This is a genomic window from Actinocrinis sp. (assembly GCF_035653575.1).
In the GTDB taxonomy this organism is placed as follows: domain Bacteria; phylum Actinomycetota; class Actinomycetes; order Streptomycetales; family Catenulisporaceae; genus Actinocrinis.
The window spans coordinates 1-10,412 of sequence record NZ_DASRBQ010000091.1 but is presented as its reverse complement, the minus strand read 5'-3'; the positions used below and the strand labels follow the sequence as shown (position 1 = coordinate 10,412).

Here is a 10,412-nt window from a genome sequence, read left to right as displayed (position 1 = left end):
AAGGCAGGTGTCGACCCAGGTGCGATCCGCCTCGAACTTGTCACCGGTGACAAGGACGTCGAGGTTCTCCAGAAGTACAGCCGCGGGACGTATGGCCGTAGACAGTCGCGCAACGGTCCGCAACACGTGCCGTTCCTCGTCGTCGCTGCCGCGGCGAGCGACCTGTGCAGCCGATTTGACCCGTGGTAGGCCCGCGCTGATCAGATCTACACCGATCACCTGCTTGCGGAGCGTGGAAGGGAGGGAATGCGAGTCGAACTCGCGCACGTCCCAGCACTGCACGTTCCACGGTCGGTTCAAAGCGAGCGTGCTACAAGCATCAGGGCTCTTGTCCAGCACCAACACGGGATCGAAGCCTGCACGCTCGAGGCCGAGAGCCTGACCGCCCATCCCGGCACACATCTCGAACGAGGTGAAGCGCCTTTCACCCGCCACGATCCCTCTCCTCCTGCTGTGTCGTGCGTCCTCGGCTCTGAGACGAACGGTACGGCCGACCACTGACAGAACGTCACATGGTGTCGACGTCCGCGTCGTCGTTGCGGGTCGCGTTGAAGGCAGTGAACCGCGCAGTCCGTCCCGGCCGCCGGACGGTCCGCTCCGGTCATTTTGATCGTTCTGTCCTCGCCAGCGACTCACCATCCATCATCGAAACGATGAAATCACTCGCTGTCGTCCGATGAACGGCGATCTGTACCGATGCGTTCCTGCCACGATCGAACCACGCGTTCCACTGCGTCTTCCGTCGCTTCGTGCTCCCAGATCCGGATCACCTGCCATCCCCGAGAGCGGAGCAAGACGTCGGTCTCGCGGTCCCGCTCGCGATTCCTGACGACCTTCGCGGCCCAGAATTCGGCGTTGGTCTTCGCCACAGTGTGATGTTCCGGACAGCCGTGCCAGAAGCAGCCGTCCACGAAAACTGCGATCTTCGCCCTCGTGAACACGAGATCCGCAGTCCGGCGTAATTCCGGAATGGGACGCGCCGCGACTCGATATCGGAGTCCCCGTGCATGCACTGCGCGCCGGAGTCGAAGCTCGGGTTTCGTGTCCCGACTCTTGTTCGCCTGCATGCTACGTCGAACACCTGCATTGGACGCCCATGACGAGCCACCTTTGAGCATGCGCTCGATCACGCGGTCAGTCTACGCACAAGACCCCCGAGCGGAGGGTTCTTTCTATCAGCTAGCGGGCCGCGTGATCAGCACGGGCACCGATCGCCTATGTCGAGGCCGAGTTCTTCGGCGGGATCAGCTGACAGCGGGCAGCCGTGCGCTCGCAGCGTGCCGTTGTCTTGGGTCCGCTGTGGAATCGGGTAAATGAGCTGCCCCCAGCGAAAGCAGCCCGATCTCCCGGTCGCTGCGACGCCTGGGCGCGAGCACAGGCACAGGGCAAAGCGAAATCCACCCTCACGTCGCTTCCGAGAAGGCCCGCCGCACCCCATGAAGCACGACGAAGTCTTCCTAGTCGTAGTCGTAGTTCTCACTCTCTTCGTCGCGCCTCGGGCCGGGTGCCGCGCTGGTTCGGTCCGCCGCTGCCGCTGCCGCTGCCGACGCCGGGGCCGGTCGGGAGCCGACGAGTAGCAGGCAGAACACCGCGATCGCAGCGGTCAGTCCGCCGAGCAGCAAGACCGGGCCGAGAGTCCGGATATTGCTGCTGTCAGCCGTCTGCTGCGCCTGGACCGGAGCGGCGGGCGCTGCCGAGTTCGACACCGATGGGGTGGCTGCGGGTGCTGCGGCGGCGCCAGAGCTCGACGACGCGGGACCCGCCGCTGTGGTAGCGGTGGTGGCGGCGCTTGCGTGCGCCTGTGCACCGGCCGGAGCGGCGGGCGCGGAACTGTGGGTGCGAATCGGGGCGGTGGTGGCCGGGGCTGGCGCCCGGACGATCACCTCGGCCCGCATGTCCGGATGCACCGTGCAGTAATACATGTACATGCCCGGCTGCGTGAAGGTGAAGCTCCAGGACTGCCCCTTCGACAGGTACGGCGAGTTCAGCGACGCGGGGCCGCTGGTGGTGGTCACGGTGTGCGGGGCGGTGTCCTGGTTGGTCCAGGTGATCGTGTCGCCCTCGTTGACGGTGAGCGACGCGGGGGCGAAGGCGTAGTTGACCATCTGCACGTTGTAGTGCGCCGCGGCGGCCGGCTCGGTGAACGGCAGCTTGGCCGGCTTGAATCCGAGGGCGAACACCGCGGCGAGCACAGCGACGGCTGCACCGGCCGCCAGGGCCATGCGCGGGCCGATCGTCAGCGGCGGGCGGGCCGGTTCGGAGGACGGCGGCGCGGGAACGCGGGGCGCGAGCGGTTTGGTCATCGGAAGTCCGCCGCGAGCAGGATGCGTAGGTGCCCGGCTGGGACGGTCCGCGGCAGCCGGACCTCGGTCGTGGCTCGCAGCGCGCTGTAGTCGAGCCGTCCGGTGCCGAGGATGAGGAGCCTGTCGCGTCCACGCCCGACGACCCGGGATTCCAGGGTGAGCGGAATCTCCTCGCCGCGCAGGTGAAGAGTGCCGGGAAAGGTGATCCGTCCCGGCTCGCCGCTGTCTAAGCCGGTGGATTCGAAGCGGATGACGCGGTGCCGGCGCGCGGCGAGGCCGCGCGGCCCGGTCAGCCGCCGCGTAGCCAGCGGGCGGGTGGTGCGCAGCGAACCGGCGCTGGCCTCGACGGTCATCCGGGTGCGCCGCTCGTCTTCGTCGACCACGAGGCTGGCTTCGAGCACGGCGAAGCGGCCGCACAGCGTCGTCAGCGGGCCCACGGCCGCGCGGAGCTCGAAGACGCACCGGCCGGGGCGGGTCCGGTAGGTGCCCGGATCCGGCAGAACGGCGGGACGGGACGGGCGCGGGGGCAGCACGAGCGTTTCGGTAGTCATCGCGTCCTCTTCGGACTGAGTGCGGTGTGCGGAGGGGAGAATGGGGGCGGTGGACCGGCCGACTTCCACTCGGCCGGTCCACCGCCGCTGCGGCGGTTGGTGCGCGAAGACGTGCGGCCTGCGTCAGCAGCTGCCGGTGAGCACGCCTTCGGTCGGGATGAGCATGTTCTCGATCAGGGTGGTGTGCGTGAGCACGTACTGGTCCAGGTTCAGCAGGTCATTGACTTGCTGGCCCGGGGACTCGCCGAGGTGCGTTGCGTTGATGTGCTGGAGCAGCGGAACGAGCAGCCCGGTCAGACTTCGGTTCGCGCTGTTGTACGCCGGGATGAGCATGTTCTCCACCAGCGTGGTGTGCGTGAGCACGTACTGGTTGATGTTCGACAGGTCCTGGACCTGCTGGCCGGGGGACTCGCCGAGGTGGGTGGCGTCGATGTGCTGAAGCAGCGGGAGCAGCACCTGGCTCGCGCTCGCGCAGCCGCTGCCCGAGCCGCTCATGCCGCCGCCGAGCGAACCGAGGACGCCGCCGGAACTTCCCGAAGGCGCCGGCATCGACATGCTCGCGCTCGGGCTCGAGCTCGGTTGGCCGCCGCCGCCCCCTGTGCCGCCACCAGAGGGGGTGCTGCTCGGCTGAGTGCTCGGCGTCGAGCTCGGTGTGCCGCCACCGCCGCCCGAACCGCCAGTCACGGTGATCGTGGCGACCATCTGCGGGTGGTCGATGCAGTAGTAGCTGTAGGTTCCGGCGGTCATGAAGATCGCCGAGTACGACGCGCCCGGGTTGATCTGCCCGGAGTCGAACGACGCCGGGCCGGACTTGCTGGTCACCGTGTGCGGCACGGTGTCCTCGTTGACCCAGGTGACCTTGACGCCGGTGGCCACCGTCGCCGAGCTCGGCGCGAAGGCGTAGTTCTTGATCTCGATGGTGGTGGCGCTGGTCGCGGCGGTCGCCGCGGCGTCGGCGACGTTCAGCGTCGTCGTGCCCTGAGCGACCGCAGTGCGCGCCGCCTCGGGGTGGGTGGCCGCCTGGGCGAGCAGCAGTGCCGAGGCGGCAGCGGCCGCCGTGCCGAGCAGGAGCAGGGCACGCGCGGGGCGGCGCACGGAAGGCGCCGCGGCTGGCGCGTTCGGCGGCGTGCCGGATTCGGAATCGGTTCTGTCCATGGTGTGCGGACGCCTTTCTCTGTGGACTGACTTGGTGCGGACCCTGGTCAGCGGCCGGGGCTGGACGTGACCAGGACACTCGCCGCGGCCAGGATGGCGAGGGCCAGCCCCGCCTCCGCCGCGACCGAGTAGACGAAGGGCCGGACCGTGGCGCGGTCGCCGTCGAGGATCACCGCGACGTCCAGCCGGTGGCGCACCCAGGCTTTGCTGTGCTGCGCGAGCGCGAGCACCGCGGTGACCAGGGCTAGCTTGAGCAGCAGCGTGTGCCCGTAGGAGGTGTGCAGCAGGTCGTGCACCGACCCGACCACCTGCCAGGCCAGCAGGGCTCCGGCGCCGATGATCGCGAGCATGCTGACGAGCGCGAGGTTCGAGTAGCGCGCGACCGCGGTGGCCATCTCACCCGGAACGCGGCGCGGCAGCACGCCGAAGAGCAGGATGACCAGCCCGCCGATCCACAGCGACACCCCGGCCAGGTGGGCCGTGTCCGCGATCGCTCCGATCAGCGGGTGAGAGCTATCGTCGTGCGCTGTCATTCCGATCGTGCGCAAGAGGCCGAAGCTGACCGCGATCAGGCCGACCCGCCAGCCGGCCGAGTAGGCCGCACGCTGCTGTTGCTGGAGCAGGCCGACGAGGACGACGCCGGCCAGCAGCCACAACAGCGCCCGGGCGATGAGCACCGCGCCGACGCGAGTGCCGAACAGGCTCTCCAGCGCGGTCACGTCGAACACGCCCGAGAGCGGCAGCAGCGCAGCATAGGCGGCCTGCAACCCGATCTGCGCGAGCGCCGTGCCCAGACCGAGCACCCACGCGAGCGAGAGCGAGCGGCGCACGCGCGGCACACCGCCGCCCTCCGGCCAGGCGATCACGAGGAACGCCAGGCCGCCGATCAGCAGCGCCACGCAGAGGAATCCGGCGAACTGTACGGCGACGAGCGCGTTGTGTACGGCTGCGCTGGGTCCTGGAAGCCCCGATCCCTCCGCGGCTCCGGTCGATGCTGACGTGGTGTTGGGCGCAGTCGCACCGGAGGTGGCAGACGGTGACGCGGCCGCAGCAGGTAGCTGGAACCCGATGCTTCCGCTCGCGATGTGCCCGTCGTCGGAGCTGACCGAGCGCCAGTCAAGCTCCAGGCGACCGCTTGGCGCGGCGTGGATTCCGGACAGGTCCGCGATGAGGACGTCCGGCTGTCCGGCCGGCTGGTGAATCGGCAGCGCGTGACCTTCGGCACGTACGGAGCAGTCGTGGATCGCGATGCCCTCGGTGAACGTCATCGTCACGTGAGCGGGCACGGCGGACAGCCGCGCGCCGTCGGCCGGGTCAGAGCGCAGCAACTCCGCGTGGGCGACGGCGGCGGGCGCGCTGATCAACGAACCAACCAGCCACATCAGCGCAACGCAGACGAGAAGGGCCAGCCGCGTGACGTGGCTCATGGCGCGCTCGAGTTGGGCGTCGCGCTGGGTGTCGGTGTGGGGCAGCCGCCGAGCAGCCCACCGGTCAGCGAACCGACCGGCGAGGTCCCGCCGGAGAGCACGCCGGTTAGGCCCGTCAGGCCCGTCCCGCCAGTCAGACCGGAAGACAGCAGTCCACCGGTCCCGGACGGCAGCAGTCCACCTGTCCCCGCGCCGAGCAGGCAGGTCAACCCGCCCGTCACGCCGGTCACCACCGAGGTGACGCAGTCGAGCAGGCTGCACGACGCTGCCGACGACGGCGCCCCGGACGGTGAACCACTGGGCGAGTCGGAGGGAGACGCCGAAGGCGACCCGCCGATTATGTCCGGAGTCCGAGACGCTGCGGACGGCGATGGCCCGGCGCCTGCCGCGGGTGCTGAACCCGCGCCGGACCCGCCGCCGAAGCCGTACCCGTAATCGCCCGAGCCGCCAGGGCCGCTGGAGCCGCCGGTGGCCTGAATGATGTCCGGTGCCGACCCGTTCGCGGGCGGACTCGACGCAACCACCAGCGTGCCCGGGGCGGGACCGCCGGTCGCCTGAGCGACGCCGCCGCCCCCGCCGATTCCCGAGGCATAACCGAGGAGTACGAGCACCATACCGACGAGCGTCGCGCCCACGATCTGGTCGCGATGATCCGCCGACCAAATCGCTGCGGGCGAAGAAGTATTTCGAGAAACGGAACGGCGGGAATTGCTCGACACCTTGGCTCCCGGACGACTCGGCGCGGTTGAGTGGAGCTGAGTGCAACGTCACTGCACTTCACGCTGGTTACGCACCGATCGCTCGCCCGTGACAACGCCGCCACTTTTCATTTCTGGCGTTGTGACAAGAATTTTATTGAATGATCTTCACTCGATCGAGTGAATCCTAGAGCGGAAGCCGTGTCCAAACAAACACGCCGACGTTTCTCTTTACCGCGCTTTTCGCCCGACAGAGTCGTCACCTCGTCGTCATGCGGCCAACGGCTCCCGGCGTCGATACGGTGAATCCAGCCCCCCGCCTCCCGTTGAACGGCTAGCGGTCGGCGAGTCATTGTGCACGCACCGCCCGGGACCGGTCCCCGCCTTGGCGTCCTACGCTGACAAAGCGTTCACCGCAGAGGTGGCTTAAAGCCAGTGGGCTGATGAACGAGCCACAGGACACTGCGAATGCGACATGGCCGAAGAGGACGAGGGGACGGGCATGGGCTTCCCGGTAGCGCCGTCAGGCCAGCTCGATCAGCCCTCTGCGGTGCGCCTCCGCCATGGTGGCGGCGCGGCTGTCGGTGTCGAGCTTGCGGTAGATGCGCACGAGGTGGCTTTTGACGGTGGCTTCAGTGAGGAACAGAGCGCTAGCGATGGCGCGGTTGGACAGTCCCTCGGCTAGTAGCCGCAGAACTTCGAGTTCGCGGTCGCTCAGCTGCAGGCCCGGGTCTCGCGCGGTGTAGAGCGCGGCTGCGTCGGGGGAGAGGGTGAGGCCGCCGGAGGCGGCGGCGTGGATGGCGCGGAAGAGTTCTTCGGGTGGGCCGGCTTTCAGGACGTAGCCGAGCGCTCCAGCTTCGAGCGCGCGGTGCACGTCGGTGCGGTTGCTGTGGCTGGTCAGTACGACGACCTTGGTCGTGGGGCTCTGGGCGGTGATGCGCCGGGTGGCTTCGGCGCCGTCGATTCCGCCGTCGCGTTCGTCGAGGCGCAGGTCCATCAGGACGACGTCGGGGCGCAGTCGGGCGGCGAGGCTGACGGAGTATTCGCCGCCCGCCGCCTCGCCGACGACCTCCATGGTGTCGGCCTCGCCCTCGATCAGGGCTCTTAGTCCGGCGCGGACGACGGCGTGGTCGTCGACAATCAGGACACGGATCCGCTTGTCGCTCATGATGCGACTGCCGCGAGGCCGCCGCGTGTCTGCGATCGCCCTTCGCGCCCCGCAGCGATCGGGTTGGGGAGCGCGGCGGTGATGCTGGTGCCGTGGCCAGGCGAGCTTTCGAGAATCAGGGTGCCGCCGCACGAGCGCATGCGTTCGCGCAGCGCGGGAAGCCCGAAGCCGCGACCGTGCTCGGGGCGGATGCGCGTCGGGCTGAAGCCGACTCCGTCGTCGCGCACCACCAGGACGGTCCGCTCCGGCTGCGCGGAGAGGCTAACGAGCACGTTCCGGGCCTCGGCGTGCTCGCGGATGTTGGCGAGCGCGCCCTGGGCTACCCGCAGCAGGGCCTTCGCACCGTCCGGGGCCACCGTCCGCGCCGCGCCCTCGCCGCTGAAGGTGACCTGGTGCGCGATGCCGTCGCGTTGTGCTCGTTCGCACAGGTCACGCAGCGCCGTCTCGAGGCTGGTGTCTTCGAGTTGGACGGGGGTGAGGTCGTCGATGATCCTGCGGGTTTCCGCGAGGTGTTCGCCGAGAGCCTGGGATACGGCGTGCACATGCCGCCAGGCGCGGTCGGGGTCGGCGCGTCGATCGCGTTCGGCCGCCTGCAGAAGCATGCGGCTGCCGGAGAGTTCCTGGGCGAGCGTGTCGTGCAGGTCGCGGGCGATGCGTGCGCGTTCGGCGAGCGCTCCCGCCTCGCGTTGGCGCTCGGTGAGCTGATCTTGAACGTCCTGGAGTTCCTCGAGCAACCGCTGACGGGTGAGCGCATCGCGTCGCTGGAGGTGAAAGAGCCCGACAGTGGCCCACACCGCGACGATCGGCGCGGCGATGCCGTCCGGTCCGAGCTGGTGATCGAGGCGCAGCAGCACGAGCACCGGGGCACCGCTGATGACGACCGTGGCGACGAGCGCGGTGCGTTCGCCGAGGGTGCGCACAGCTAGGCAGGCCAGGGGGATCGCACACCAGAGGTACGCGTAGGGCAGCGCACCCGGGCTGATCCAGACGAGTACGAGCCAGAGCGCGACTAGGGCCGCGAGCCAGACGACGCGGCCGGCCGCACCCAGCCGACCAGACAGCGTCAGCCCGGACCAGTAGCCCGCAGCGATCAGGATGCACAGGGTGAGCGTGTAGACGCACTGCGCGTTGTGTTCGGCGGCCAGGTGCAGCAGGGAAGCGCCGACCAGCACGAAGAAGACCAGGTAGACGAACTGGTCGAGAATCGCGCCGCTGCGAATGCGGGCGGGCGGCGGATCGTCCATGGCGCTTCCCTTCGTGAGCCCGGGTGTTCCCGGCCAGTCTAAGCAGGTCACGGCCGGGCCCCGCGGCCGTGACCGCGGGGCCCGGGTCCGTCAGCGCCCGGGGTAGAGCCCGAGCCAGCCGGGGCTGGGCGCGCCCTGGACCTCGCCGAAGTACAGGCTGAAGGTCTGCCGGAAACGTTCGGCCTCGGCGCGGTCGGCCATGAACCGCGGGAAGCCGTCGATGTGTGCGTTGGAGTAGGTCCAGATCGGGGCGAGCCCGCCCGACGGCTGCACGTCGGTGCGTACCGACCAGCCGTTGAAGGAGTTGCTCTGGGCCGCGGCCGAAAGCTGCCAGTTGAGGTAGAGCTTGGCCGCGGCCGGGTGCGCGGCCTGCTTGAAGATCGCGGCCCGCTGACCCCAGGCCATGAACGGGTGGTCCTTCGCGACGATCCACTTCACCGGGTTCGAGGACGGCACGAGCGTGCCCGCGCAACCGGCTCCGATGCTGCGCGCGCCGCTGCTCAGCGCGTCACCTGGCGAGTTGGTCCCGCGACCGAACTGCATCTGCTGCTCGGCGAGCTTGGCGATCCAGTCCCAGCCGTAGGTCTGCGCGTAGAGCGAGTAGAGGTAGAGCACCGCGTCGTCGTCGTTGGGGTACGACGAGGCGATCAGGCCCTTGAATCGCGGGTCGACGAGCTGCTCAGGGTTCTGCGGCGGCTTGCCGGTGAGTGTCGCGCTGTTGTACATGAAGCTGAACGCGTAGACGGCGATGGCGACCCATGCGCCGTCCGGGTCCTTGAAGGCATCGTGGACCTTGGAGAATCCGGCGGGCTTGTAGTGCAGCAGCCGTCCCTGCTGCTTCCAGCGGGTGAAGTCCTGCAGGGTCTGCAGGTGGGTGACATCGGGGATCAGCCGTCCGGTCGCGATCTGGTTGTCGATGCGCACGTCGTGGAACTTGCTGTAGTCGACCACCATCGTCAGGTCGATGTCGGGGAACTGTGCCTTGAAGGCCGCGACGACCCCTGCCTGCTGCGAGGCGACGTCGCCACCCGCGTAGACGACCAGCTTTCCGCCCTCGGCCTTCGCGGCCTGGTACAGCTCCTCCAGGCTGCGCGTCTCCTCCCCGACCTGTCGGCCGCCGCCCTGAGCGGCGGAGGAATCCGACGCGGCGGCGGACGCGGTGCCGGTGGTGAGCAGCGAGCCCGCACCAGCGACGCCGACGCCCAGTGCCGCTCCGGCTCCCAGCACCTGCCGCCTGCTGATTGATTTCATTGGTGGTTCCCTTCGCTTCCGGCCGTCCACGTGGCCGAGGGGTGCCGGCGGATCTCGCCGCACTCGATCTCGATCTCGATCTTGCGCGGCGCGCGGTACGGCGCACATCGCCGACGCGGTTGAAGCCCGGGCGCGAAGGGATGAACCGAGATTCCATCGAACGATGCAAGCGCGGGCCGCGCCCGGACCTCGCCGTCAGTACGCGAGCACGATCCGCCCGCGAAGACCGCCCGCTTCAAACAGCCGGCGCGCCTCGCAGGCCTCGTCGGCGAGCAGGGTCGATGCCACGCGCACAGTGGAGGTGGCCGAGATGAGTGGACTCGGTTAGGTGTTTTGGCGGGCGGCTGCCGTCGCCATGGAGCCGGTGCCGGGCTCCGGCCCACCACCTAATCGCAACTCCAGAGCGGCCTAGTGCCGGACGCGGACGACGAGCTTGCCGGTGGCGCGGTTGTGTTCCATGTCGTCGTGGGCCTGTGCCACCTGCTCCAGGCCGTCGTACACACGGTCCACGGGGAAAACCAGCCGGCCGGCCGCCACCGCGTCGAGGATCTCCTGGAAGGCGTCCCGAGGCAGGTCAGCGGCATCGCCGAAGTAGCCCGCCAAGCGCACGCCCTT

General features: G+C 69.1%; 11 protein-coding genes. All 11 read right to left on the bottom strand.

All coding sequences use genetic code 11. The features are described 5' to 3' along the window. Nucleotides 1-435 (bottom strand): DNA cytosine methyltransferase (locus tag VFA06_RS13105; protein ID WP_324840799.1); only part of this gene is annotated, 435 nt, incomplete at its 3' end. 224 nt (nucleotides 436-659) lie between these two features. Then, on the bottom strand, nucleotides 660-1,118 hold the full coding sequence (locus tag VFA06_RS13100; RefSeq protein ID WP_324840800.1) for a very short patch repair endonuclease: 459 nt from the start codon (nucleotides 1,116-1,118) through the stop codon (nucleotides 660-662). Nucleotides 1,119-1,457: 339 nt separating this feature from the next. Further along, the gene (locus VFA06_RS13095; RefSeq protein ID WP_324840798.1) at nucleotides 1,458-2,303 is read right to left on the bottom strand and encodes a cupredoxin family copper-binding protein; all 846 of its coding nucleotides are present in this window, start codon (nucleotides 2,301-2,303) and stop codon (nucleotides 1,458-1,460) included. Then, complete coding sequence (locus tag VFA06_RS13090) at nucleotides 2,300-2,854, bottom strand: YceI family protein (protein ID WP_324840797.1); 555 nt, start codon at nucleotides 2,852-2,854, stop codon at nucleotides 2,300-2,302. The genes VFA06_RS13095 and VFA06_RS13090 overlap by 4 nt, the downstream gene beginning before the upstream one ends. Nucleotides 2,855-2,977: 123 nt before the next feature. Next, the gene (locus VFA06_RS13085; RefSeq protein ID WP_324840796.1) at nucleotides 2,978-4,009 is read right to left on the bottom strand and encodes a cupredoxin domain-containing protein; all 1,032 of its coding nucleotides are present in this window, start codon (nucleotides 4,007-4,009) and stop codon (nucleotides 2,978-2,980) included. 47 nt (nucleotides 4,010-4,056) lie between these two features. Then, entirely contained in the window at nucleotides 4,057-5,436 is a 1,380-nt protein-coding gene (locus VFA06_RS13080) for a copper resistance CopC/CopD family protein (protein ID WP_324840795.1), read from the bottom strand. Then, nucleotides 5,433-6,050: a hypothetical protein gene (locus tag VFA06_RS13075; RefSeq protein ID WP_324840794.1), complete on the bottom strand. Its 618-nt coding sequence runs from the start codon at nucleotides 6,048-6,050 to the stop codon at nucleotides 5,433-5,435. The genes VFA06_RS13080 and VFA06_RS13075 overlap by 4 nt, the downstream gene beginning before the upstream one ends. Nucleotides 6,051-6,657: 607 nt before the next feature. Then, nucleotides 6,658-7,302: a response regulator transcription factor gene (locus VFA06_RS13070; RefSeq protein WP_324840793.1), complete on the bottom strand. Its 645-nt coding sequence runs from the start codon at nucleotides 7,300-7,302 to the stop codon at nucleotides 6,658-6,660. Beyond that, entirely contained in the window at nucleotides 7,299-8,546 is a 1,248-nt protein-coding gene (locus VFA06_RS13065) for a sensor histidine kinase (protein ID WP_324840792.1), read from the bottom strand. Before VFA06_RS13065 ends, VFA06_RS13070 begins: the two co-directional genes overlap by 4 nt. 90 nt (nucleotides 8,547-8,636) lie before the next feature. Next, on the bottom strand, nucleotides 8,637-9,797 hold the full coding sequence (locus tag VFA06_RS13060; RefSeq protein WP_324840791.1) for an ABC transporter substrate-binding protein: 1,161 nt from the start codon (nucleotides 9,795-9,797) through the stop codon (nucleotides 8,637-8,639). A gap of 408 nt (nucleotides 9,798-10,205) precedes the next feature. After that, nucleotides 10,206-10,412, bottom strand: a 207-nt coding sequence (locus tag VFA06_RS13055; RefSeq protein WP_324840790.1) for a zinc-binding dehydrogenase, incomplete at its 5' end; no start/stop codon positions are given.